Origin of the sequence: Acidovorax sp. (assembly GCF_034519795.1) — a bacterium.
Classification (GTDB): domain Bacteria; phylum Pseudomonadota; class Gammaproteobacteria; order Burkholderiales; family Burkholderiaceae_C; genus Acidovorax.
In genome coordinates, this window is sequence record NZ_JAXHOB010000014.1 from 214,760 (window position 1) to 237,065 (window position 22,306).

The following is a 22,306-nucleotide window of genomic DNA, read 5'->3' on the forward strand; positions in this document are numbered from 1 at the left end:
TCCTTTCTTCAGATTCGATGGGGTTCACACTGAGCTCCTGGCCTGCCTGCGGGCAGTTTTTAGAGGGCTTCAGTGCTCGGGTGAAGAAAGTATCTCGCCGCAGAGGGGGCCTTAGGTTGAAACATCAACGACTCCATGATCGATAATTTCGATGATGAAAATTTCACCCGTTTTGCCATGCTGAAACTGACCCTCGAAGCCATCGAACTCGTGGACGCCATCGCCCGGCACGGCTCCTTCGCGGGCGCGTCGGACCAGTTGCACAAGGTGCCGTCCACCATCTCGTACGCCGTCGGCAAGCTGGAGGAACAGCTGGGCTTTGCCCTGTTCACGCGCAACGGTCCGCGCGTGGCGCTGACCCCTGCGGGGCAGGAGATGCTCAAGGAGGGGCGCTGGCTGCTGGTGGCGGCGGGCCACCTGGAATCGCGCATGCGCCAGATCGCCACCGGTTTCGAGTCCGAGCTGCGGCTGGTGCACGACTCGCTGATCCCCACCAGCGCCTTCAACGACGACATCTGCGCCTTCGAGGACCTGCACTGCGGCACGCGCCTGCGCATTGGCTGCGAGGCGCTCACGGGCACCTGGGAGGCGCTGCGCGAAGGACGGGCCGACATCGTGGTGGCCGCAGGCGAGGGCCCGGCCGGCGGTGGCTACAAGGCGGTGGCCGTGGGCAGCCTGGAGTTCGCGTTCTGCGTGACGGCCACGCACCCGCTGGCGCAGCTCAAACGCCCGCTGGCGCGCAGCGACCTGCTGGAGCACACGGCCGTGGTGGTGGGCGACGGGGCGCGCTCGCTGTCGGACCGCACGGTGGGCCTGCTGGCGGGGCAGCGGCGCATCACGGTGCCCTCGATGCAGGCCAAGATCGCCTGCCAGGCTGCCGGCCTGGGCCACGGTTTCGTGCCGCGCGCCTGCGTGCGCCACGAACTGGAGACCGGCATTCTGGTGGAGCTGGTGGTGCAGGAGCCCCGTGCCGACGAAACCTTCTGGCTGGCCTGGAGGCCCGAGCACATGGGCGAGGCGCTCAAGTGGTGGCGCCAGCGGCTGGCCCGGCCGCTGCTGCCCGGGATCCTGCCGCACTGATCCGGCCGGGGCCAAAGCCCCGGGCCGGGCTTCAGCCCAGTTGCTGGAGGACGGCGTGTGCGCCCTGCTCCGACGAGGCCGGGTTCTGGCCCGTGATCAGGTTGCCATCGGTCAGCACATAGGGCGCCCAGTCGGCCCCCTTGGAGTACTGGCCGCCGTTGGCCTGGAGCATGTCTTCCACGAGGAAGGGGACTACCTTGGTCAGTTGCACGGCCTCTTCCTCGGTGTTGGTGAAGCCCGTCACCTTCTTGCCTTCGACCAGCGGCTTGCCGTCCGGCGCCTTGGCGTGGCGCAGCACGCCGGGGGCATGGCAGACCAGGGCCAGGGGCTTGCCGGCGGCAAAGGTTTGCTCGATCAGCGCAATCGACTGCGCATCCTCGGCCAGGTCCCACAGCGGGCCATGGCCGCCGGGGTAGAACACGGCGTCGAAGTCCTCGGCGCGCACGCTGGCCAGCACCACGGTTTTCGCCAGCACGTTCTGTGCGTCGGCATCGGCCTTGAAGCGGCGCGTGGCATCGGTCTGCGCGCTCGGGTCGTCGCTCTTGGGGTCCAGCGGCGGCTGGCCGCCCTTGGGCGATGCCAGGGTGATCTGCACGCCCGCGTCCTTGAACACGTAGTACGGCGCGGCAAACTCTTCGAGCCAGAAGCCCGTCTTCTTGCCGGTGTCGCCCAGCTGGTCGTGGGAGGTCAGGACCATCAGGATTTTCTTTGTCATGGTGTGGCTTTCAGGTTGGATGGAGGGAGGAGAAAAGGCTTACAGCGCGGCTTCGAGTACGCGACGGCTCACCGCCGGTGTCACGTCGCGGTGCTCGCCCAGCGTGACCATGCCGTGCGCTTCGAGCTGCGCAACCAGCTTGTCCACGCTGTCCGCGCCCACGCCATAGGCCGACAGGCGCGTGGGGATGCCCATGCGCTCGAAGAAATCGCGCGTGGCGGCAATCGTGGCGTCGATGCGCTCGTCGTCGGTGCCGGTGCGGATGCCCCAGACCCGTTCGCCGTACTGCAGCAGCTTGGCGGCCTTGGTCGCGCGCTGCGCGTCGAGCAGCGAGGGCAGCACCACGGCCAGCGTGCGCGCGTGGTCGATGCCGTGCAGGGCGGTCAGCTCGTGGCCGATCATGTGCGTGGCCCAGTCCTGCGGAACACCGGCACCGATCAGGCCGTTGAGCGCCAGCGTGGCGGTCCACATCAGGTTGGCGCGGTCGGCATACACCGGCTCGGGTGCGGCCAGAATGCGTGGGCCCACCTCGATCAGCGTCTGCAGGATGCCTTCGGCAAACCGGTCCTGCACCGCGCCGTCCACCGGGTAGGTCAGGTACTGCTCCACCGTATGCACGAAGGCATCGACCACGCCATTGGCCAGTTGCTGCGGCGGCAGGGTATAGGTCTTGGTCGGGTCGAGCACCGAGAACACGGGGTAGGTGTGCTGGCTGCCGAAGGCCAGCTTGGCCCCCTTGGCGCGGTGCGTGATGACGCCGCCGTTGTTCATCTCCGAGCCCGTGGCGGGCAGCGTGAGCACCGAACCGAAGGGCAGCGCACCGGTGACGTTGCGGCCATGCTGCTCCAGAATGGCCCAGGGATCGCCACCCTCGAACTTCACGGCAGCGGCGATGAACTTCACCGCATCGATCACCGAGCCGCCGCCCACGGCGAGCAGGAAGTCGAAGCCCCCTCGCGGATCTGCACCACGGCATTCATCGAGGTCTCGTAGCTCGGGTTGGGCTCAATGCCGCTGAAGGTGGCGTGCTGGCGCGCGCCGAGTGCCGTGCGCACCTCGGCCAGCGTGCCGGTCTTCTCGGCGCTGGCGCCGCCCACCAGGATCAGCACCTTGGCATGGGGCGGCACCAGCTTGTCCAGGTCGGCGATGCGGTCCTTGCCGAAGGCGATGTGGGTCGGGTTGTGGAAGTCGAAATTGAGCATGGGGATTCCGTGGGTTGTGGTGGTGAAGGGTGGGAAGGAATTCGGTCAAAGTAGACCGGTCGGCTAGTTATTCAAATGGACATGGCACGATACTGACACGACGGCTTTCAGGCGGGCAAGCGCGGCGCCTTGCCTTTGCCCGCGCGAGGCGCCGCCCGGCCCCCTGCGCATGTGCGGCTTGCGGCCTGACTGGTGCCAGCGGAGCGCCCGGCCCGGTATCCGCGCCGCCCAGCAAGGCATCCGTGGCGCGCAACGCATGCTCGAACGATGAGCCATCGCGCCGCAGCTTGGCCAGCAGGCTGGCGCCCAGCCACATTTCGTAGAGCGTGAGCGCCATGGCCTCGGGGTCGGTGGCCGCTGGCACCGAGCCGTCCTGCACGGCCTCCTGCAGGCAGCGGGCGAGCCGCGCCACGATCTGCGTGGTGCCATCGCGCAAGGCGATGCGCATGGTGTCCGACATGTCGGCCACCTCGGCGCTGAGCTTGACCACCAGGCACTTGCTGCCTTCGCCTGCACCCGCATCGCAGGCCGGGCCGTCCAACCCGCACTGCGATACGTTCCAGTAGGCCCAGTAGCGCATCAACCGCGCGCGGGCCGGCTGGCCATCGGGGGCCAGCATCTGCTCGAGGTGGGACAGGTAGCGCTCCATGTAGCTGGCCAGCAGGGCCTCGCCGAAGCGCTCCTTGGAGCTGAAGTAATGGTAGAACGAGCCCTTGGGGACGCCGGCCGCAGCCAGGATCTCGGCCAGCCCCACGCCCACAAAGCCCTTGGTGGCGATGAGGCGCTCGCCACAGCGAAGGATGTGGGTCTTGGCGGAGGGTTGGTCGGTCGTCACGGGGGCTATTGTGCGCCGATTAGACCGGTCGTCTAGTCCCCTGCCGCACCGACCTTGTCGGCAGCAGTGTCTTCGCCTTGCGGGCTAGCGCGCATCGAGCAACTGCGGCAAACGCTCGGCCAGCATGTCGATGACCACCCGCGTCTTCAGGGGCAGTGCCCGTGCCTGCGGCCACACCGCGCTGAGCACGTAGCCAAAGGGCTGGGGCTCCTCCAGCACCTTCTGCAGCCGACCCTCGGCAACCGCATCGGCCACCAGCCAGGCGGGCAGGCGTGCCATGCCCACGCCCTGAGTGGCCGCCATGGCCGCGACCTCCAGACTGTTGCAACTGAAGTGAAAGCGCGAAGGCGCGATGAAGTCGACCACACGCCCTGCGGCGTCGTTGAATTGCCAGGGGTGCGGCCCGGTCTCGCGCGCATAGCCGACAAAGCTGTGCGCCGCCGGCTCGGCGATCAACGCCCGCATGTCCGCCGGCCGGCCATGCGCGGCAAGGTAGGCCGGCGAGGCATACACGCCCATCCACTGGTGGCCCAGCCGCCGGGCCGCGAGCACGGCGCTGTCGCCCAGCGGGCCGCTGCGCACCGCCAGGTCAATGCCCTCCTCGATGAGGTCGATGCGGCGGTCGCTGAAGGCCAGCTCGAAAGCCACCTGGGGGTGGCGCTGGCCCAGTTCCATGACCAGTGGCGCCAGGCGCACCCGGCCGATCAGCTCGGGCGCCGTGATGCGCACGCGGCCACTGGGCACGTGGCGCCCGGCCTCCACTGCGGCATCGGCTGCGTCGAGCTCGTCCAGCGCGCGGCGGCAGCGCTCGTAGTAGGCCTGGCCGTCCTCGGTGAGGCTCTGGCTGCGTGTGGTGCGGTGGAACAGCCGCGTGCCCAGGCGCTCCTCCAGCCGCGCCACGGCCTTGCCCACAGCCGATCGCGTGAGCTGCAGGCGCTGCGCGGCCAGCGCGAAATTGCCGGCCTCGACGGCTGCGACAAAGGCTTCGATACCCACCAGGCGCTCGCTCATTGGTTCTTTTTGGTTGCCATTCTGCGGAATGAATGGCTTCACTGCGGAATTGAAATAGCCAATAGCATGGCCCATCTCTTCACGAACTGCAAGGATCCCGACATGGCAGACGCCGTTCTTTCCCACCGCTGGCAGATCACCGATTTCGGCCGCCAGCACCTGCAACACGCCGAGCTGCCGATCCCTCAGCCCGGTCCCGGCCAGATCCTGGTGCGCGTGGAAGCCGCCTCGCTCAACTACCGCGACCTGATGATCACCGACAACGCCTACGGCTGGACGCCGCCGCTGCCCTTCGTGCCGGGCTCCGACCTCGCCGGCACGGTGCTGGCCGTGGGCGACGGGGTCACGCGCTGGCGCGGTGGAGAGCGGGTGATCAGCACCTTCATGGCCGGCTGGATCGATGGTGCCATGCCACCCGACGCATTCGCGCTGGGCGGCCCGGGCCCCGGAACGCTGGCTTCGCATGTGCTGCTCGACGCCCAGTGGGCGGTGGCCGCGCCCCAGACGCTCAGCGCCGCGCAGGCCAGCACCCTGCCCTGCGCGGCACTCACGGCCTGGTTCGCGCTGGCCGAGCAGGGATCGTTGCGCGCCGGCCAGACGGTGCTGATCCACGGCACCGGTGGCGTCGCACTGTTCGGCCTGCAGTTCGCCCGCATGCACGGTGCGCAGACCATCGTCGTCTCGGGCGCCGGGGACAAGCGCGACAAGGCCCTGGCCATGGGCGCCAGCCATGTGCTGGCACGCGACTCGGACTGGCCTGCCGCCGTGCGCGAACTCACGGGCGGACGCGGGGCCGACCACGTGCTGGAGACCGTGGGCGGCGCCAACCTGGGCCGTTCGCTGCATGCGCTGGCGCAAGGGGGCCGGCTGTCGGTGATCGGCGTGCTGGCAGGCGGCGAGATCAGCGGATCGGCCTATGACGCCATCCGCAGCCGGGCCACCATCCAGGGCCTGAGCGTGGGCCACCGGCGCGCGCTGGAGGACATGGTGCGCGCCATCGACGTGAACGCGCTGCAGCCCGTGATCGCGGCCGAGTATGGCGCCGACCAGGTGCCGGAGGCCTTTGCGCACCTGGAGCGCGGGGCCTTTGGCAAGGTGGTCGTGCGGTTCTGAGGCTGCGCGGCAGGTGCCCGCCTACCGCGTGCAATGCATGAGGAGTGCCAGCCCATCCGGGGTGACGACCTCCCCCACCGGCCAAAAGCCCGCATGGGTATAGCAGCGGATGGCGCGCGCATTGTCCGGGCGTGGGTCGGTCTGCACCAGGGTCACCGTCGGGTCGGCCAGCAGTTGCTGGACGAAGGCCCGTACCATCGCGCGGCCGATGCCCTGGTTCACCTGGTCGGCATGCGCGAGGAACTGGTCGATGCCGCGCACGCCGGGGTCGGTGACGTCCTCCCACCAGCCATCGCCCGAGCCCATGGCGACATAGGACTGGATGAAGCCGATGGGGGCTCCGTCGAGCGAAGCGATATAGGCCAGAGTGGCGCCAGGGGCGCCCTGCTCCGCTACCAGGTCCGCGTGCAACTCGTCGATGCTATCGGGCGGCTCCCACCACTGCGCGACATGGGGCTGCAGCAGCCAGCCATGCAACAGGGGCAGGTCCTGCGCGCGCAGCAGGTCAAAGCGAAAGCCGGTCACTGCACTCCCCGCGCTCAGGCCGGGCGGCGCGCCATCAGTGCCCACAGGCCCGCAGCCCCTAGCAGAGAGCCCCCGGCGAGGTTGAAGCGGCGCTGCGCACGCGGCGAGGCCAGCAGCCGGCTGGCCGAACCGGCGAACACGGCGTAGGCCGTGGCATTGAGCGCCGCCAGCGTGACGAAGGTGGCCGCCAGAATCCACAGCTGCTGGGCGATGGGTGCACCGGGGCGGATGAACTGCGGCAAGAACGCCACGAAGAACACGATGCCCTTGGGGTTGAGCGCCGTGACCAGGTAGGTATTGGCGAACAGTTTCCAGCGCGAGCCCGGGGCCTTGGGCGCCGTGATCTCCGCCACACCCACGCCGGCACGCAGCATCTTGAAGGCCAGGTACAGCAGGTACAGGCCGCCGGCCCACTTGATGACCGTGAACCAGAAGGCCGAGGTAGCCAGCAGCGTGCCCAGGCCCAGCAGCGACACGGCGAGCGCCGTCGAGTCACCGAGCGCCACGGCCGCGACCAGCGGCACATTGGCGCGGCGCCCGTGGGCCATGGAATAGCTGATCACCGTGAGGATGGTGGGACCGGGAATGATGAGCATCACCGCACAGGCGGCGACGAAGGCGAACCAGACTTCGAGGGACATGGGGTTGGCTCCTTGGGACGCATGCCCCATCACGGGCCATGCAAAGCGCCAGTATGTCAAAAAGCCTGCCGCCAGCCTGGACGGCAGCAAGCGGCGGCTCAGTACCCGGCCGGGATATCGGGCTCGACCAGCTGGAGCAACAAGGTCAGCGACTCCTGCCAGCCCAGGTAGCAGGACTCGGTGGGGATCACGGCGGGGATGCCCTCTTGCACCACGCTCATCTCGGTGCCGCAGGACACGGGTGTCAGGGTGACGGTGGTGGTCATCTCGCCCGGCAGGTTGGGGTCATCGAAGCGCGCGTTGTAGCGCAGGCGCTCGCCGGGCACCAGCTCCAGGTAGGTGCCGCCGAACGAATGGCTGCCGCCCGCCCCGTGGTTGGTGAACGACATGCGGTACTCCCCCCCCACGCGGGCATCGAGCGCATGCACTTCGGCCGTAAAGCCGTGCGGCGGCAACCACTTGACCAGGGCCTGCGGCGTGAGAAAGGCGCGGTAGATGCGGTCGGGCGTGGAGCGGATCACGCGGTGGAGACGAACGGTGCCGGTGGTGGTCATGGTTGGTGCCTGTGAAGCAGAGGACGGCCCTCTAGAACCTACGACGTTCGACCATGGCGGATATCGACACGGTTCAAACCAGGGAAAACCCCAGGTCACGGAGTGCGTGCAAGGTCCAGCAGCAAATCCAGCCGCCGCACCTGTGCCCAGGTGTCCCGCTTGAAGGCACGGTGGTAGGCATCGATGGCCGCCACGGAGCGCGCAGCCACCTCCTGCGCCAGTTGCTGCGAGCCCGAGCGCATGTAGTAGACGAGGAAGTCGCCCTCGGCCCCCGAGTCGAGGAACACCGACTCCACCGTCACGCCCTCGGCCGCCAGGGTCTGCAGCGCTTCGTCGCGATGGGTGCGCAGGTGCTCCGCCCATTCCTGCACCCGGGACAGAGAGCCGGGCTGGAGCTGGATGCGGGCACAGACGACGTCTTCGGGCATGGGGGCGGGCATCGCTTGGACAAGAAAAAGGGCCACTATCGCCGGTGCACCCGGCGATGGCAACCCTATGGCCCGGGGGTAGAGTGCCCCGGTGAAGACCACTCAGTCGAGTTTCACGCCCGCCGCCTTGATGATCTCGCCCCAGCGCTTCGATTCGGCGCGGGCCATGGTGCGGAACTGCTCGGGCGTGCCGGGCAGCGGCTCCATGCCGAAATCGGTCATGCGCTTGAGCACGGCGGGGTTGGCCAGCGCCTTGTTCAGGTCGCCGTTCAGGCGCGCGGCGATGGCCGCCGGAAGGGCTGCGGGGCCCAGGATGCCCTGGAAGGCATAGACCTCGGTGTTGGCCACGCCGGCTTCGGCCAGGGTGGGCACGTCGGGCAAGGCCGCCACGCGCTTGGCCGAACCGATGGCCAGGGCGCGCACCTTGCCTGCGGTGATCACGGGCAGGCCGGCGGCCAGGTCGAGGAACATGCACGGCACCTGGCCACCCATCACGTCCTGCATCGCGGGCGCTGCGCCGCGGTAGGGGATGTGCGTGAGGAAGGTCTTGGTGCGGTTCTTGAACATCTCCATCGCCAGGTGGTGCGGCGAGCCGTTGCCGGGCGATGCGTAGTTGACCTTGCCGGGGTTGGCGCGCACGTAGGCCAGGAATTCCTTGACGGTCTTGGCCTCGAACGAGGGGTGCACCACCAGTGCCAGCGGGAAGCGGCTGATGCCGCCCACATAGGTGAAGTCCTTCTCGGGGTGGAAGGGCAGCTTGGTGAACAAATGCTCGTTGAAGGCCAGCACGGCGTTGTCGGCCGACATGAAGGTGTTGCCGTCGGGCTTGGCCGTGGCCACCAGCTGCGCGCCGATGTTGGTGGCCGCGCCGGGGCGGTTGTCCACCACGATCTGCTGGCCCAGGGTCTGGCGCATGGCCTCTGCCACCGTGCGGGCCAGCACGTCGGTGCCGCCACCTGCCGGGTAGGGCACGACCCAGCGCAGGGGCTGGTCGGGCCAGGCAGCCTGGGCCTGGGCCCAGGGGGCTGCGGCAGACGCGCCGGCAGCGGCCAGGGCGGAAAGAACGGTACGGCGTTGCAAGGTCATGGTGGTTGTCTCCGTTGCAGGAAGAAAGAAAAAAGGAAACTGGGAACGGGACTATCGCGGCGCGTTCAGTGGCTTACCCTGCCGTGCCCCCGGTGGGGCATGGGGCACGCGCGTCACGCGAAACCCCTTGGCGGCCATCAGGACTGGCAGGCCCTCGGGGCCCACCATGTGCAGCACCCCAACGGCCGCGAACACCGCGTGGCCGGCCGCATGCTGCGCAGCGATGCCAGCGGCCAGGGCGGGGTTGCGGCCCTCCACGATGCGGGCGTAGTCGGCGCGGTCTTCGGCGGTCTTGAGGCAGTCGCACCAGTCGCCGTAATTGCGCAAGGTCTCGAGCTGGCCGTCGGCCCAGGCGCGCGTGAGGGTGGCAATGCTCTTGCGGGCCTGCCCGCCTTCGAGCTGCCGCAGGCCCTCATCCAGGGTGCGGGCCACCTTGGCCGGGTCGTCCGACACCAGCAGCGCGATCTGCGCCTCGGCCGACTCCAGCGAGACGACCTTCTTGTCCATGGCGCGCGCCAGGCCCGCGAGGAACAGGTCGATGCCATAGGCCGGGTCGATGCCTGCGGTGCGCGCGGCCAGGCCGACCAGCGACATGAGCTGAATCTCCGGCCGCAGGCGCGCCAGCGCCGCATCGGCGCACAGCGCTTCGCTCTGCGCGCGCAGGCGCCTGGCCAGGGGCTCGGGCAGGGGTGGCGTGTGGGGGCCGGGCATGACGGCGGCGGCCAGCCCCCCGGCGATCGCCGGGTCCATCAGGTCCACCTCCAGCGCGATGCGGTCGGCACGCCGCAGTGCTTCGCGCACCGCAGGCCCGGGCAGCACCCAGCCGCGCTCGGCGGCATGGATGGTGCCGTAGAGCCAACTGGTGCGGCCGTCCTTCTCGATGCGCCAGAGCAGGCCGCGGTCGCGGTCGTCACGGCGGGCCGCCTCGGCATCGGCGGGGCCGATGGGGGTCGCGGCGGGTGGGCAGGCAGTGGCGTCGCTCTTGGCATGCACTACAAGGGCCGGCACCAGCAAGGCCAGACAGACAAGGCCTGCGCGCAGGCAGCGGCCTGGAGATGGCAAGAAAGGGCTGGGCATATCAATGGCCCAAGGTGTTCAAGGTGTTACGCATCGCCCACTGCTTGCAAAACTGGCGCGTCACATGCCAGTGCTCCCGCGCAAGGGCCGCCCCGCCGCGCTGGGAGCGTCCCCCTCCCGCATTGCGCAGCAATGCGAGAGAGGGGTGAAGGCGCGAAGCGACTCAGGGGGTGCATTCTCACCCCGGCTCCACGATGGCCTGGTCGATGGCGCCGAAGATGCTCGCGCCATCCTTGCCCTTGACCTCGATGCGGATGGTGTCGCCGAACTTCATGAACTCGGTGCTGGGCTTGCCGTCCTGGATGGTCTCGATGCAGCGCTTTTCGGCAATGCAGCTGTACCCCTTGGGCCATTCGGTGCGGCCGTTCTGCTCCACGCCCTTGTTGCTCACGGTGCCGCTGCCGATGATGGAGCCGGCGCGCACGTTGCGCGTCTTGGCCACGTGGGCGATGAGCTGGCCGAAGTGGAAGGTCATCTCGGGGCCGGCGTCGCACATGCCGACCTTGCGGCCGTTCCAGGTGGACTGCACCACCAGGTCCAGGCGGCCGTGGTTCCAGGCGCCGCCCAGCTCGTCGAGTGTCACCGCCACGGGGCTGAAGGCGGTGGCCGGCTTGCTCTGGAAGAAGCCGAAGCCCTTGGCCAGCTCGGCCGGGATCAGGTTGCGCAGGCTCACGTCGTTGGCAACCATCACCAGGCGGATGCCGTCCAGCGCCTGCTCGGGCGTGGCGCCCATCTTCACGTCGCCGGTGATGACGGCGATCTCGGCCTCGAAGTCGATGCCCATGGCCTCGCTGGGCACCACCACGTCATCGCAGGGGCCGATGAAGTCGTCGCTGCCGCCCTGGTACATCAGCGGGTCGGTGTAGAAGCTCTCGGGCACCTCGGCATTGCGCGCCTTGCGCACCAGCTCCACGTGGTTGAGGTAGGCCGAGCCGTCGGCCCACTGGTAGGCGCGTGGCAGCGGCGCCATGCACTGGGCCGGGTCGAAGGGAAAGGCATGGCGCGCACGGCCGGCGTTGAGCTGGTCGTACACGTCCTGCAACTGGGGCGAGAGGAAGCCCCAGTCGTCGAGCACCTGCTGCAGCTTGCTGGCGATGCCGGTCGCATAATGGGCTGTGCCCAGGTCGCGCGAGACGACGACCAGTTGGCCGTCGCGCGAACCGTCTTTGTAGGTAGCTAGTTTCATGGTGAAGGCCTCTTGTCTCTGCAAAAGCGGTGGTGCCGACGCTACGGTACACGCCGCGCATGAATTACGCTTGGGTAAATTGATTTAACTAAACAAAACCAGAGAATTTTAGTGCACATGGACAAAGAACGTGCAGGTATCCAGTCCGTGGAGGTCGGTTTTGCGCTGCTGGAGGGCCTCACCCGCGCCCGCGGGCCGCTCATGCTCAAGGACCTGGCCGCCTCGGCCGGCATGAGCGCCGCCAAGGCCCACCGCTACCTCGTGAGCTTCCAGCGCCTGGGCCTGGTCACCCAGGACAGCCGCACCGCACGCTACGACCTGGGGCCTGCCGCCCTCAAGCTGGGGCTGGCGTCGCTGGCCCGGCTCGACGCGGTGCGCCTGGCACGCGAGCGCATGCCCGCACTCATGGAAGACATCGGCCACACGCTGGCGCTGGCGGTGTGGGGCAACCACGGCCCCACCATCGTGCACTGGGAGGAATCGTCCCAGGCCGTCACCGCCAACCTGCGGCTGGGCGATGTGATGCCCCTGCTGGCCTCGGCCACCGGCCGCTGCTTCGCCGCCCACCTGCCGCCGGAAGTGGCCGCACCCCTGCTCAAGGAAGAACTCGCCCGCGCCAGCAAGATGCGCCGCACCGACCTGCCCACCACCATGGCCGAGGTGCAGGCCGTGCTGGCCGAGGTGCGCGAGCGCGGCGCGGCGCGCGTGGTGGACACCCTGCTGCCCGGCATCGTGGGCTTCTGCGCCCCGGTGTTCGATGCCGACGGCCACCTGGAGCTGGGCATCACCACCCTGGGCTCGGTCGCCACCTTCGACCCCGAGTGGGGCGGCGCCATCGACACCCCGTTGCGCGCTGCCGCGGCCCAGCTCTCGCGCGACCTGGGCGCGGGCTGCGCATGACACCGGGGCAGCCCCGCTGATGCCCCGGCGCGCGCTGATCGCCCTCACCGCGCTGGTGCTGGCGCTGCACTGGCTGCTGCTGCAGGGCGTGCCCCTGGTGTGGGACAGCCCGGCCGCGCCGACGGGCCAGGTGTTCAGCACGCGCACCATCGCGGCGGCACCCGCGCCCGTGGCAGCACCACCACCCAGGCCCTCGGCCGCCCCTGCCCCGCCGCCCGCCGCGCCGGCACCCGCACCCCGCAAGAGACCGCCACGTCCCACCCCGGTCGCCGAAGCGCCCCCCGCCGAGCCGCCAGCGGCACCGCCGGAACCTGTAGCCCTCCCCGAGCCCCCCATGGAGGTGGCAATCGCAGCGGCCGAACCCTCTCCTGCCCCACCCGAACCCGCTGCCCCACCCGAGCCCGCCGCCTCTGCCGCCGTGGCGCCTGCATCCGCACCGGCCGCACCCGCGTCCACCCCGGCGCAGGCGAACCCCACGGCCGCCGGCATCGACATCGCACCGCCCGGCAGCGGCACGGGCCAGAATGCCAGTGCCACGCCACCGCCGGTGCAGATTCCGCCGCCCGTGCGGCTGACCTACGAGGTCAAGGGCCAGGCCAAGAAATTCGATTACACGGCCCGGGCCGAACTGCTCTGGCAGCACGATGGCAGCCGCTACGAGGCGCGCCAGGAGGTAAGCGCCTTCCTCCTCGGCTCGCGCACCCAGCGCAGCGCGGGTCTGGTCGGCGCCCAGGGCCTGCAGCCCGAGCGCTTCGGGGACCGCTCGCGCAGCGAGCAGGCCGCGCATTTCGACCATGCACAGGGCCGCGTGACCTTCAGCGCCAACACGCCGCAGGCCGCCATCGGCCCGGGCGCACAGGACCGACTGAGCATGTTCATCCAGCTGGCGTCGATGCTGGCGGCCGACCCGACCCGCTACACACCGGGCACGCAGATCACGCTGACCGTCGTGAGCGCGCGCAACGCCGACCGCTGGACCTTCAGCATCGAAGCCCCCGAAACCCTGTACCTGCCCGTGGGTGAGACGCCCACCTTGAAGCTGCTGCGCCTGCCGCGGCGCGACTACGACCAGAAGGCCGAGCTGTGGCTGGCGCCCGGCCTGGGCTACCTGCCCGCGCGCATCAGGCTCACGCAGTCCAACGGCGACTTTGCCGACCTGTTCCTGCACGGCAGTGAAAAGCCCTGAGGCGCCGTAGGCCATGGCGCCTCAGCACGGGGCCGAGCCGGCCAGATGCCTGTAAGGATCGCGCTCCCGCCGGTGTTGCGTTATCCCCACCGCCTGCGAAATACCCCTGCGGGGCCACCGCTTCGCACAATTCGTGAAATACTGTTACCACGCAGGGCCAGCCCACAAGCCTTGAACTCTGCCGACCCGCTGTCATCTGACATTCATATCGACAAAGGGAACACGATGCACATGCTCTACGACTCCGAATCCTTTGTGGTGGTCCATATGCTGCCCGACGCCCGGGAGTCCGTTGGCCAGGCACTCAACGACACCGCACCACCCAAGCCCCAGCTGGCACGCCACGGCTTTGAAATCGTGGACAAGCGCTCGGGCAAGGAGGTGTACCTGGACGGGTCGTGGGCCGAGATGTTCCAGCAGCAGATCCTGGCCTGGCAGCGCGACACCCCTACGCAGGAAGAAGTCGAAGATGCCCTGGACCGCTATGCGGGCCTGGCGCAAAACCCGGTCGTCGTGCATTGACCGGCAGGCGCTCGCAAGCGCCTGCAATCACTCCACCGGATAGATCCACCGGAACAGCGGATCCACCAGCATCAGTACGGCAATCAGCCGGCACACCTGGAAGGCCGTGACCACCGGCACGCCCAGCTGCAGCACCTTGGCCGTGATGGCCATTTCGGTGATGCCGCCTGGGGAGGTGCCCAGCAGCAGCGTCACCCAGGGCAGGCCCGTGCCCCAGGCGAGCACGGCTGCGAACACGGCGCAAATCCCCATGAGCCCCAGCGTGCCCACCGCCACGCTGGCCAGCCAGCGCGGCGCCGTGTGCAAAAAATCTGCCCGGAAGCGCACCCCCAGGCTGACCCCGATCACCAGTTGCGCGGCATTCACCAGCCACTGCGGCACGGCCGAGAAGCCGATGCCCGCCATCGCAAAACCCATGGACACCACCAGCGCACCCATGAACCAGGGGTTGGCTCTGCCCAGCTTGTCCATCGCCAGCGCGCCCGCACCCGTGAGCATGGCCATGAGCGCAAGGCCAGGCCAATCCACCACGCGCGTGGCGGGTGGCAGGATGTCGATGCCGTGCAAGCCGCTCCACTGCAGTGCGAACGGGATGGTGATGGTGACGATCAGCAGGCGCAGGCTGTGGCTGGCGGCCACGAGGTCGGTGCGCGCGTTCTCGCGCTCGGCCAGCAGGGTCATCTCCGACGCGGCGCCGATGGCGCCCGAGAAATAGCTGGTCGCACGCATCATGCTGGCCGGCACGCCGTGCATGCGCGGCGCATGCACGCGGTACAGCCAGGCGCCGAACAGCCAGCCCAGCACCAGCGCCCAGACGATGCCCAGCGCAATCGCCCACCACAGGCTTGCCACCAGGCCCATGACCTGGGGCGTGAAATACAGGCCCAGCGCCGCACCGATGGTCCACTGCCCCCCATTGCGCAGCGGCCCCCAGCTTTCGGTGGGCGCGCCAGCGATGGACAGCAGCGAGGTGGCCAGCAGCGGCCCGATCATCCACGGCAGCGGGGTCTTGAGGGCGACGCAGGCGCCCGCCGCAGCCCATGCCACGGCCAGGGTCAGCACCACGCGGCTGGTGAATTGAAAATAAGTACGCATACGAAAGGCGGGGACCCGCGAGTATCGCTCGCGCACACGGGGGTGCCCCAAAGCCCTGCACTGCCCGTGGGGCATGGCAGGCATCGCACATGGCGGGGGGTCACTCCCGGCGGGCGTCCTGTGCCAGTTGCGACAGCCGCTGCACGAGCGGCGCAAACAGCTCCACGGGCGTGTGGCCATAGCCCAGCACCAGTCCGTTGTCCTCGGGCCGGGGCTGCAGGGCAAAGGCCGACAGCGGCGCGGGCGCCATGCCGTGCGCGCGCGCGGCGGTGGCGATGGCGTGGTCCGGGTATGCCGGCGGCAGGCGCACCAGGAGGTGCATGCCGCAATGCCCGCCTTCGATGCCATGCGGCACCGTGAGGTGCTGCGCCAGCGCGGCGCGCAGCTGATGCTGGCGCTCGCGGTACAGGCGGCGCATGCGGCCCAGGTGGCGGCCGAACTGGCCGCTGTCGATGAAGTCCGCCAGCGCCAGCTGGGCGTGGCGCTGGCCGCCGCGCAGCATCTCGGTCAAGGGCGGGCGCACAGCGGCCAGCAGCGCCTCGGGCAGCACCACGAAGCCGATGCGCAGCGCAGGAAACATGGTCTTGCTGAAGGTGCCCACATAGAGCACCGGCGCACCATCGGCCAGGCCCTGCATGGCGGCGATGCGCTCGCCGGCGTGGCGGAACTCGCTGTCGTAGTCGTCCTCGATGATCCAGGCGCCATGGCGGCGCGCCTGCTCCATCAGCGCCAGGCGCCGCGCCACCGAGAGCACCGACCCGCCCGGGTACTGGTGCGAGGGCGAGGTGTAGACCAGGCGCGGCGTGCGCGTGCGCCAGTCGGCTTCGTCGGCCATCAGGCCCTGGGCATCCACCCGCAGCGGCAGGGTGCGCAGGTCGCCACCATGCAGGGCCGATTGGGCGCCCCGGTAGCCGGGGTCTTCCACCCAGGCCGTGTCGCCGGGGTTGGTGAGCAGGCGCACGCACAGCACCAGGGCTTCCTGCGCGCCCTCGGTGATCACCACCTGCTCGGGCGTGCAGCGCACGCCCCGGGCCAGCGCCAGGTGGCGCGCGATGGCGGTGCGCAGCGCCATTTCGCCGAGCGGATCGCCATAGCCCAGGGCGGCTGGGCCGCCGTCGCGCACCGCGCGGTCGAGTGCGCGGCGCCAGGCAGCAGATGGGAACTGCGAGAGGGCTGGCATGCCCGGGCTCAGCCAATGGGCCGGCCCAGGGCGCGCAGCCCTGGGCTGCATGAGCGCCAGGCGCGCCGCCGTGGCGGGAAGCTGTGCTGCCGGCTGCGGGCCGGACGCGGCCACCGACGGCGACGACAGCGCTGCCACCCGTGTGCCCTGCCGGTCGGACTGCACATAGCCCTCGGCCAGCAAATGTTCGTATGCCGCCGTCACGGTATTGCGCGAGATGGCCAGACCCTCGGCCAGGGCGCGCGACCCGGGCAACGGGCTGCCGGCGGGCAGCCGCCCGTCCAGAATGGCCTGGCGCAGCCGCTGGAACAGCTGGCGCCGCAGCGGCTCGGCGCGCGGGCCATGGTCTAGCGCCTGCTCCAGCAGGATTGGGGGAACCGGGAGCACGGCATCCATGAAAGCATCGGGCATACGTGGCACCTGAAATTCATCCTAATCTGGCACTTTTCACAATGCCACGCCCAGTTTACCGTTCAGTCTGTCTGCAACCCAAAGGACCTCTTTCGCATGGCTTCCACCTTGAACGCCTACCAGCAGCCCGTCGGCTCCCCCCTGCCCGGCTGGAGCCCCCGCCCGCGCCCCGCACGCGACACGATCGAAGGCCGCTACTGCCGCCTGGAACCCCTGGACGCGGCGCGCCATGCCGCGCAGCTGCATGCCGCCTATGCGAAGGACTCCGGTGGCCGCAACTGGACCTACATGACCGTCGGTCCGTTTGCCGACGAAGCCAGCTACCGCGCCCACTGCGAGCAGGCGGCTGCCAGCACCGACCCGCTGCACTTCACCGTGATCGACCAGCGCACGGACAAGGCCGTGGGCACGCTGGCGCTGATGCGCATCGACCCGGCCAACGGCGTGGTCGAGGTCGGGCATGTGACCTTCTCGCCGCTGCTGCAGCGCACACCGATCTCCACCGAGGCGCAGTACCTGCTGATGAAGTACGTGTTCGCCGACCTGGGCTACCGCCGCTATGAATGGAAGTGCGACAGCCTGAACGGCCCCTCGCGCCAGGCGGCTGCGCGCCTGGGCTTCACGTTCGAGGGCATCTTCCGCCAGGCCATCGTCTACAAGGGCCGCAACCGCGACACGGCCTGGTTTTCCATCGTCGACAGCGAATGGCCCACGATCAAGACCGGCTTCGAGCGCTGGCTGGCGGCCGCCAATTTCGATGCCCAGGGCGTGCAGCGCGTCTCGCTCACGCAATTGCGCGCGGCCGGGCCAGTGGCGGCGCTGGCCTGACCTGCCGCCTGGCAGCCATCTCGCGCCCCATGGGGGCCAGGGCTTCGGGTGGCAACAGCTGCTGCACGGCCGGATAGGCCGCGCCTTCTTCGTCTTCGATGTGGCGCGCATAGCGCAGGGCAAAGCGCTCCAGCGCGGCCTCGTCCTCCGCGCTGAAGGCGCTGGCCTGGCCGTCCGCCAGGGCCTGCAGGGGCTGCCGCGCCGCCGCCCAATCGGCCACCATGTCCTGGTGGTCCTGCAGCAGGCGCCGCACCAGCGCGACCATGGCGGCCGACCCCTGGGCCAGCAGCGGCGGAAACACGTGCAGCTCCTCGTCCTGGTGGTGCAGGGGCGCCGCGATGTCGAAGTAGCGCAGCACATCGTGCGCGGCCTGCCGGGCGGATTCGTCGCTGCCCTGCAGCGCCACATGCGCGCGCAACCGGCCCAGCAGTGCCAGCGTGCGCTGCACCCGCTCGTGGCAGGCCTCGAGCATGGCAAAGGGCTCCTCGAAGCCCACGGACGGGGTGTTGAAACCAGGAAGCGGCACCGTCAGACCCGCTTCTCTGCCGATTCGAAAGGCAGCACCACCCCATCGGCTCCCAAGGTGCTCACATAGCTGGCGGTCGCCGGCCGTGCGCGGGCAGCCGCCTTGCGCGCCTGCACCGTACCGATGCTCAGGAAGCACAGGGCCTGCTCCTGCGCGCCCAGCCTGAAGAGGGCACGCAAGCCCGCCGCCTTGAGGGCCCGGCCACTGGTCAGCGCCGAGCCGTAGCCCTGCGCCGTGGCCATGAGCAGCATGTTCTGCAGCGCACATCCGGCGGACACCAGGCGTTCGGCCAGGTCGATGCGCGGGTCGCCCCGGCCGGCGTCCACCACCGCCAGCAACAGCACCGGCGCGCGATAGGCCTTCTCGCGCGCCAGCGCCAGTTGATCCGCAGTGGCGGTCGCGTCGCGCTCGGCCAGCGCCTGGGCAAACACCTCGGCCAGGGCCGCGCGCGCGGCCTCGGGCACCAGCACGAAGCGCCAGGGCTGCAACTGCCCGTGGTCGGGCGCATGGGCCGCCGCATCCAGGATGGCCGAGAGCTCGGCGGCGCTGGGGCCGGGCGCCACCAGCCGCTTGGGCAGCACGGTGCGGCGGGTGCGCATGAGCGCCCAGGCACTCGCCGCCGTGACCTCCACCGCAGGCGGCACGCCATGGGGCACGGGCCGCAGCGGCCAGGGGATCACCGCCATGGATCGCTTTGTGGGCTGGCCCCGGACAAGCACAGGCCGCGCATCAGCCGCAGGCCCCCGTGTGACCGCACTGCGTGCAGTAGTCGCAGCCGTCCTTGCGGATCACGGCATGCGCGCCGCATTCCACGCACTTCTTGCCGGCCATGGCCTGGGGCACGGCCACGGGGGGCGCAGCCGGTTCGTCCAGCGGCAACTGCTGCTGCACCGGGTCGGCCACGCGGCGTGCCAGGATGTTCTGGATGGCATAGGCCATGGCCGCCACCTCGGAGTCGTGCCACATCGGCACCTGGGTGCCGTCCTCCTTGCGGTGCGTGCCCAGGCGCACGGGGCCCCGGTCCCAGGCCACCTTGCGCATGTCGCTGAGCGCACGCTCCAGGAAGCCGCCACGCGCCGCCAGCGAGAGCATGCGCATGCTGGAGGTGATCCACTGCTGCGACTCGCCGCTCTGCCCCACCGGCATGAAGAATTCGATGGCCCGGTCCACCGTGGTGTGGCCCACGCCCGTGGGCACCGGCAGGAAGGAGACCAGCAGGTACAGCGTCTTGCGGCCCTCCTGCGTCCAGTACTCGACCTTTTCGGCCACGGCCGACAGGCCACCCTTGGGCCGGCTTTCGATCACGGTGCGCATCGGGTCCACCGGCGGCGCGGCGGGTGCCGGGGCCAGCGTCGTTGGGGCGCTGTGGGTTTCGAGCACCGAGCCCAGGATGGCGTTGGGCCGGTAGGTCGCCAGGCCCTTGAGGCGCGCGCGCCAGGCGTGCAGGTACAGGTCCTTGAAACCCTCGTAGGGGTAGTCGGCCGGGATGTTCACGGTCTTGGAGATCGCCGTGTCCACGAACGGCTGCACCGCCTCCATCATCGCGATGTGGCCCTCGGCCGGCATGGCCAGCGCCGAGACGAAGTATTCGGGCAACTGCAGCACATCGCCGCCGAGCTCGCGGTACAGGCGCCAGGCATGGTCTTCCACCGCGTACTCGCTGGTGCTGCCATCGGCCTCGCGCTTCTTGCGCTTGTAAGTCCAGGAGAACGGTGGCTCGATGCCGTTGGAGGCGTTGTCGGCAAAGGCCAGGCTCACCGTGCCCGTGGGCGCGATGGACAGCAGGTGGCTGTTGCGGATGCCGTGCGTGCGGATCGCCTCCTTGATGGGTTCAGGCAGGCGGCTTGCAAACGTGCCTCCAGAGAGGTAAGGCCCGGCCTCGAATTTCGGGAAGGCACCCTTCTCACGCGCCAGGTCTACCGAGGCCAGGTAGGCCGCATCGCGCATGCCTGCAGCAATGCGCACCGCCATGTCGCGCCCCTCGGGCAGGTCGTAGCGCAGGCACAGCATGGCCAGCGTATTGCCCATGCCCGTGAAGCCCACGCCGATGCGCCGCTTGGCCATGGCCTCGTCACGCTGCTGCGGCAGCGGCCAGAAGGTCACGTCGAGCACGTTGTCGAGTGCCCGCACCTGCAGCGCCACCGACTGGGCAAAGGCCTCGAAGTCGAACTGCGCGACCCCGCCGAAGCCGAAGGGATTGCGCACGAAGCGCGTGAGGATGATGGGGCCGAGGTCGCAGCAGCCGTACGAGGGAAGCGGCTGTTCCCCGCAAGGATTCGTAGCCGCGATGTCCTCGCAGTAGTGCAGGTTGTTGTCCTCGTTGATGTGGTCGAGGAACAGGATGCCGGGCTCGGCGAAATCGTAGGCCGACTGCATGATGCTGTCCCACAGCGTGCGCGCCGGCACCGTGGCGTACACCCACTGGCCGTCAGCGCGCTGGTGGGCGCCCTGGGCGATCAGCGGCTCGATGGGACGGGCCTGGTGCACCAGCTCCCAGGGGCCGTCGTTCTGCACGGCGTGGATGAAGGCATCGGGCACGCCGACCGAGACGTTGAAGTTGTTCCAGCGCCCGGGCGTGCGCTTGGCGGTGATGAACTCCTGCACGTCGGGGTGGTCGATGCGCAGCACGCCCATCTGCGCGCCGCGCCGCGCACCCGCGCTCTCCACCGTGGAGCAGGACTGGTCGAACACGTTCATGTAGCTGCACGGCCCGGAGGCCGTGGACGCCGTGCCCACCACCCGCGCGCCCTTGGGCCGGATGCGCGAGAAGTCATAGCCCACGCCGCCGCCGCGGCGCATGGTCTCGGCCGCCTCGCGCAGGGCTTCGTAGATGCCGGGGTAGCCGCCGCCGTCCACGCCCTGGATGCAGTCGCCCACGGGCTGCACGAAGCAGTTGATCAGCGTGGCCTGGATGTCGGTGCCCGCCGCGCTCATGATGCGCCCGGCACCGATGGCGCCGGCCTGCAGGTTACCGAGGAACAAGGCTTCGTACTTGTCGCGCAGTGCGGGCGCCTCGACCGACGCCAGGGCGCGCGCCACGCGCCGGTAGAGGTCGTCGGCGCTGGTTTCGCCGTTCTTGAGGTATTTCTCGCGCAGGACGTCGAGGCTGATGGGTTGCATGGAGGTGGCGCCGGTCAAAGCACCCGATGTTTCGCGTTTCATGGCGGAAGGTCCTTGCGCTCCATCAACAAACAGAGGGTCCCCGCACGCTGCAACCCGGCCGGGGAGGCGAAAAGCAGCACCTTACATCGGCCCGATAGCCACACTGCCGCCGTGGCTTCGATCCTGCGGGTGCGCCGCACGGCCTCCGGGAAATGGCCGCCCGCTAGCATTACGACATGCATACCCACCCCTTGTCCACCACCTCTGCGGCCCGGCTGGGCCCCTTGCTGCTGACCGCCCTGGCACTCGCTGGTTGTGCGAACCTGTCGCCAAAGGAGTCCCCTGCCTGGCCCGCCCGCCTGGAGCAGGTGCTGCCCGCCGATGTATTGCTGCTGGGCGAGCAGCACGATGCCGCCGAGCACCAGCGCCTGCAGCGCGAGGCCGTGCAGTGGCTGGCCGCGCGCGGCGCGCTGGCAGCCGTGGTGATGGAGATGGCCGAACAGGGCGGCAGCACCGCCGGGCTGGCGCGCGATGCGACCGAGGCCCAGGCGCAGACGGCCCTGCAATGGCAGGACAAGGCCTGGCCCTGGGCCCAATACGGCCCGGTGGTCATGGCGGCCGTGGCCGCCGGCGTGCCGGTGCTGGGCGGCAACCTGCCGCGCAGCCAGATGCGCGCCGCCATGGGCCAGGCGCAGTGGGACGCGCACCTGCCTGCCGCCGCGCTGCAGCGCCAGTACACCGAGATCCGCGACGGCCACTGCGGCCTGCTGCCGCAAGCGCAGATCGCGCCCATGGCGCGCATCCAGATCGCACGCGATGCGCGCATGGCACAGACGGCCACCTCGGCCCTGCAGCCCGGCAAGACCGTGCTGCTGGTCGCCGGCGCCGGCCATGTGTGGCGCAGCCTGGGCGTGCCCACGCACCTGGGCCCCCAGGTCGCGGCCAAGGTAGTGGTGGCCCGGGCCGGCGGCGAACCGGCGGCCGCGCATGCCGATGCCGACCTGGTGGCACCGACACCGGCGCTGCCGCCGCGCGATGCTTGCGCCGAGCTGCGCGAGAAGTGGGGCAATGCCCCGCAAAAACCGTGACCCCATGCGAGCCGC

At 69.6% G+C, this 22,306-nt stretch carries 21 protein-coding genes and 2 pseudogenes; 7 read left to right on the forward strand and 16 right to left on the reverse strand.

The features are described 5' to 3' along the window. Positions 1 to 177: 177 nt before the first annotated feature. Positions 178 to 1,080 (forward strand): LysR family transcriptional regulator, encoded by a 903-nt coding sequence (locus U5N23_RS17685; RefSeq protein ID WP_322594088.1) that lies wholly within the window; start codon positions 178 to 180, stop codon positions 1,078 to 1,080. A 31-nt stretch (positions 1,081 to 1,111) separates the two neighbouring features. Here U5N23_RS17685 and U5N23_RS17690 read toward each other — a convergent pair whose 3' ends face one another. The 4 genes and pseudogenes from U5N23_RS17690 to U5N23_RS17705 form a co-directional block, all read right to left on the reverse strand. Further along, on the reverse strand, positions 1,112 to 1,795 hold the full coding sequence (locus U5N23_RS17690; protein WP_322594089.1) for a type 1 glutamine amidotransferase domain-containing protein: 684 nt from the start codon (positions 1,793 to 1,795) through the stop codon (positions 1,112 to 1,114). Between the two features lie 39 nt (positions 1,796 to 1,834). Beyond that, positions 1,835 to 2,997, reverse strand: a pseudogene (locus U5N23_RS17695) (iron-containing alcohol dehydrogenase). 226 nt (positions 2,998 to 3,223) lie between these two features. Then, positions 3,224 to 3,832, reverse strand: a pseudogene (locus tag U5N23_RS17700) (TetR/AcrR family transcriptional regulator); the annotation flags it as partial. Between the two features lie 84 nt (positions 3,833 to 3,916). Then, positions 3,917 to 4,843, reverse strand: a complete 927-nt coding sequence (locus U5N23_RS17705) for a LysR family transcriptional regulator (protein WP_322594090.1) — start codon at positions 4,841 to 4,843, stop codon at positions 3,917 to 3,919. A 102-nt stretch (positions 4,844 to 4,945) separates the two neighbouring features. Here U5N23_RS17705 and U5N23_RS17710 point away from each other — a divergent pair, with 102 nt between their 5' ends. Continuing rightward, positions 4,946 to 5,956, forward strand: a complete 1,011-nt coding sequence (locus U5N23_RS17710) for an NAD(P)-dependent alcohol dehydrogenase (protein WP_322594091.1) — start codon at positions 4,946 to 4,948, stop codon at positions 5,954 to 5,956. Between the two features lie 21 nt (positions 5,957 to 5,977). Here U5N23_RS17710 and U5N23_RS17715 read toward each other — a convergent pair whose 3' ends face one another. The 7 genes from U5N23_RS17715 to U5N23_RS17745 all read right to left on the reverse strand — a co-directional run bounded on the left by U5N23_RS17715 (position 5,978) and on the right by U5N23_RS17745 (position 11,453). Next, on the reverse strand, positions 5,978 to 6,499 hold the full coding sequence (locus U5N23_RS17715; RefSeq protein ID WP_416208641.1) for a GNAT family N-acetyltransferase: 522 nt from the start codon (positions 6,497 to 6,499) through the stop codon (positions 5,978 to 5,980). Further along, positions 6,496 to 7,122 carry a LysE family translocator gene (locus U5N23_RS17720; protein ID WP_322594093.1) on the reverse strand — a complete coding sequence of 209 codons (627 nt, stop codon included), beginning with the start codon at positions 7,120 to 7,122 and terminating at the stop codon, positions 6,496 to 6,498. The genes U5N23_RS17715 and U5N23_RS17720 overlap by 4 nt, the downstream gene beginning before the upstream one ends. 98 nt (positions 7,123 to 7,220) lie before the next feature. Then, positions 7,221 to 7,676: an SRPBCC family protein gene (locus U5N23_RS17725; RefSeq protein WP_322594094.1), complete on the reverse strand. Its 456-nt coding sequence runs from the start codon at positions 7,674 to 7,676 to the stop codon at positions 7,221 to 7,223. A gap of 95 nt (positions 7,677 to 7,771) precedes the next feature. Then, complete coding sequence (locus U5N23_RS17730; RefSeq protein WP_305743670.1) at positions 7,772 to 8,104, reverse strand: DUF6176 family protein; 333 nt, start codon at positions 8,102 to 8,104, stop codon at positions 7,772 to 7,774. Positions 8,105 to 8,206: 102 nt separating this feature from the next. Then, a complete protein-coding gene (locus tag U5N23_RS17735; protein WP_322594513.1) occupies positions 8,207 to 9,184 on the reverse strand; it encodes a tripartite tricarboxylate transporter substrate binding protein in 978 nt (325 codons plus the stop codon). A 57-nt stretch (positions 9,185 to 9,241) separates the two neighbouring features. Next, positions 9,242 to 10,267 (reverse strand): TraB/GumN family protein, encoded by a 1,026-nt coding sequence (locus U5N23_RS17740; protein ID WP_322594095.1) that lies wholly within the window; start codon positions 10,265 to 10,267, stop codon positions 9,242 to 9,244. A 178-nt stretch (positions 10,268 to 10,445) separates the two neighbouring features. Beyond that, positions 10,446 to 11,453 (reverse strand): fumarylacetoacetate hydrolase family protein, encoded by a 1,008-nt coding sequence (locus U5N23_RS17745; RefSeq protein WP_322594096.1) that lies wholly within the window; start codon positions 11,451 to 11,453, stop codon positions 10,446 to 10,448. A gap of 117 nt (positions 11,454 to 11,570) precedes the next feature. Between U5N23_RS17745 and U5N23_RS17750 the strand changes: the two genes are divergently transcribed. The 3 genes from U5N23_RS17750 to U5N23_RS17760 all read left to right on the forward strand — a co-directional run bounded on the left by U5N23_RS17750 (position 11,571) and on the right by U5N23_RS17760 (position 14,061). After that, entirely contained in the window at positions 11,571 to 12,353 is a 783-nt protein-coding gene (locus U5N23_RS17750) for an IclR family transcriptional regulator (protein WP_322594097.1), read from the forward strand. Positions 12,354 to 12,372: 19 nt separating this feature from the next. After that, on the forward strand, positions 12,373 to 13,539 hold the full coding sequence (locus U5N23_RS17755; protein ID WP_322594098.1) for a DUF3108 domain-containing protein: 1,167 nt from the start codon (positions 12,373 to 12,375) through the stop codon (positions 13,537 to 13,539). 225 nt (positions 13,540 to 13,764) lie between these two features. Continuing rightward, a complete protein-coding gene (locus U5N23_RS17760; RefSeq protein ID WP_007848772.1) occupies positions 13,765 to 14,061 on the forward strand; it encodes a DUF3567 domain-containing protein in 297 nt (98 codons plus the stop codon). A 27-nt stretch (positions 14,062 to 14,088) separates the two neighbouring features. Here U5N23_RS17760 and U5N23_RS17765 read toward each other — a convergent pair whose 3' ends face one another. Together U5N23_RS17765 and U5N23_RS17770 are read right to left on the reverse strand one after the other, a co-directional pair. Continuing rightward, on the reverse strand, positions 14,089 to 15,156 hold the full coding sequence (locus U5N23_RS17765; RefSeq protein ID WP_322594099.1) for an AbrB family transcriptional regulator: 1,068 nt from the start codon (positions 15,154 to 15,156) through the stop codon (positions 14,089 to 14,091). 100 nt (positions 15,157 to 15,256) lie between these two features. Continuing rightward, positions 15,257 to 16,747, reverse strand: a complete 1,491-nt coding sequence (locus U5N23_RS17770; protein WP_322594100.1) for a PLP-dependent aminotransferase family protein — start codon at positions 16,745 to 16,747, stop codon at positions 15,257 to 15,259. On the opposite strand from U5N23_RS17770, the gene U5N23_RS17775 reads away from it, so the two are divergent. Next, entirely contained in the window at positions 16,727 to 17,575 is an 849-nt protein-coding gene (locus tag U5N23_RS17775; RefSeq protein ID WP_416208642.1) for a GNAT family N-acetyltransferase, read from the forward strand. The genes U5N23_RS17770 and U5N23_RS17775 overlap by 21 nt on opposite strands. Here U5N23_RS17775 and U5N23_RS17780 read toward each other — a convergent pair. Genes U5N23_RS17780 through U5N23_RS17790 form a run of 3 tightly spaced genes read right to left on the reverse strand, consistent with a single transcriptional unit; the run spans position 17,532 to position 21,263 of the window. Then, entirely contained in the window at positions 17,532 to 18,047 is a 516-nt protein-coding gene (locus U5N23_RS17780; RefSeq protein ID WP_322594514.1) for a hemerythrin domain-containing protein, read from the reverse strand. The genes U5N23_RS17775 and U5N23_RS17780 overlap by 44 nt on opposite strands. A gap of 56 nt (positions 18,048 to 18,103) precedes the next feature. Beyond that, positions 18,104 to 18,787 (reverse strand): nitroreductase, encoded by a 684-nt coding sequence (locus tag U5N23_RS17785; protein WP_322594102.1) that lies wholly within the window; start codon positions 18,785 to 18,787, stop codon positions 18,104 to 18,106. Between the two features lie 43 nt (positions 18,788 to 18,830). Continuing rightward, positions 18,831 to 21,263, reverse strand: coding sequence for an adenosylcobalamin-dependent ribonucleoside-diphosphate reductase (locus U5N23_RS17790; protein WP_322594103.1), 2,433 nt, complete (start codon positions 21,261 to 21,263; stop codon positions 18,831 to 18,833). Between the two features lie 176 nt (positions 21,264 to 21,439). Here U5N23_RS17790 and U5N23_RS17795 point away from each other — a divergent pair, with 176 nt between their 5' ends. After that, complete coding sequence (locus U5N23_RS17795; RefSeq protein ID WP_416208628.1) at positions 21,440 to 22,291, forward strand: ChaN family lipoprotein; 852 nt, start codon at positions 21,440 to 21,442, stop codon at positions 22,289 to 22,291. The last annotated feature ends 15 nt before the right edge of the window (positions 22,292 to 22,306 follow it).

Coding starts and splice junctions, on each gene's coding strand:
- U5N23_RS17765 (WP_322594099.1), bottom strand. CDS start 15,156: ATGCGTACTTATTTTCAATTCACCAGCCGCGTGGTGCTGACCCTGGCC.
- U5N23_RS17770 (WP_322594100.1), bottom strand. CDS start 16,747: ATGCCCGATGCTTTCATGGATGCCGTGCTCCCGGTTCCCCCAATCCTG.
- U5N23_RS17745 (WP_322594096.1), bottom strand. CDS start 11,453: ATGAAACTAGCTACCTACAAAGACGGTTCGCGCGACGGCCAACTGGTC.
- U5N23_RS17720 (WP_322594093.1), bottom strand. CDS start 7,122: ATGTCCCTCGAAGTCTGGTTCGCCTTCGTCGCCGCCTGTGCGGTGATG.
- U5N23_RS17740 (WP_322594095.1), bottom strand. CDS start 10,267: ATGCCCAGCCCTTTCTTGCCATCTCCAGGCCGCTGCCTGCGCGCAGGC.
- U5N23_RS17780 (WP_322594514.1), bottom strand. CDS start 18,047: ATGCTCGAGGCCTGCCACGAGCGGGTGCAGCGCACGCTGGCACTGCTG.
- U5N23_RS17705 (WP_322594090.1), bottom strand. CDS start 4,843: ATGAGCGAGCGCCTGGTGGGTATCGAAGCCTTTGTCGCAGCCGTCGAG.
- U5N23_RS17690 (WP_322594089.1), bottom strand. CDS start 1,795: ATGACAAAGAAAATCCTGATGGTCCTGACCTCCCACGACCAGCTGGGC.
- U5N23_RS17760 (WP_007848772.1), top strand. CDS start 13,765: ATGCACATGCTCTACGACTCCGAATCCTTTGTGGTGGTCCATATGCTG.
- U5N23_RS17750 (WP_322594097.1), top strand. CDS start 11,571: ATGGACAAAGAACGTGCAGGTATCCAGTCCGTGGAGGTCGGTTTTGCG.
- U5N23_RS17725 (WP_322594094.1), bottom strand. CDS start 7,676: ATGACCACCACCGGCACCGTTCGTCTCCACCGCGTGATCCGCTCCACG.
- U5N23_RS17790 (WP_322594103.1), bottom strand. CDS start 21,263: ATGAAACGCGAAACATCGGGTGCTTTGACCGGCGCCACCTCCATGCAA.
- U5N23_RS17730 (WP_305743670.1), bottom strand. CDS start 8,104: ATGCCCGAAGACGTCGTCTGTGCCCGCATCCAGCTCCAGCCCGGCTCT.
- U5N23_RS17795 (WP_416208628.1), top strand. CDS start 21,440: ATGCATACCCACCCCTTGTCCACCACCTCTGCGGCCCGGCTGGGCCCC.
- U5N23_RS17755 (WP_322594098.1), top strand. CDS start 12,373: ATGCCCCGGCGCGCGCTGATCGCCCTCACCGCGCTGGTGCTGGCGCTG.
- U5N23_RS17685 (WP_322594088.1), top strand. CDS start 178: ATGCTGAAACTGACCCTCGAAGCCATCGAACTCGTGGACGCCATCGCC.
- U5N23_RS17710 (WP_322594091.1), top strand. CDS start 4,946: ATGGCAGACGCCGTTCTTTCCCACCGCTGGCAGATCACCGATTTCGGC.
- U5N23_RS17785 (WP_322594102.1), bottom strand. CDS start 18,787: ATGGCGGTGATCCCCTGGCCGCTGCGGCCCGTGCCCCATGGCGTGCCG.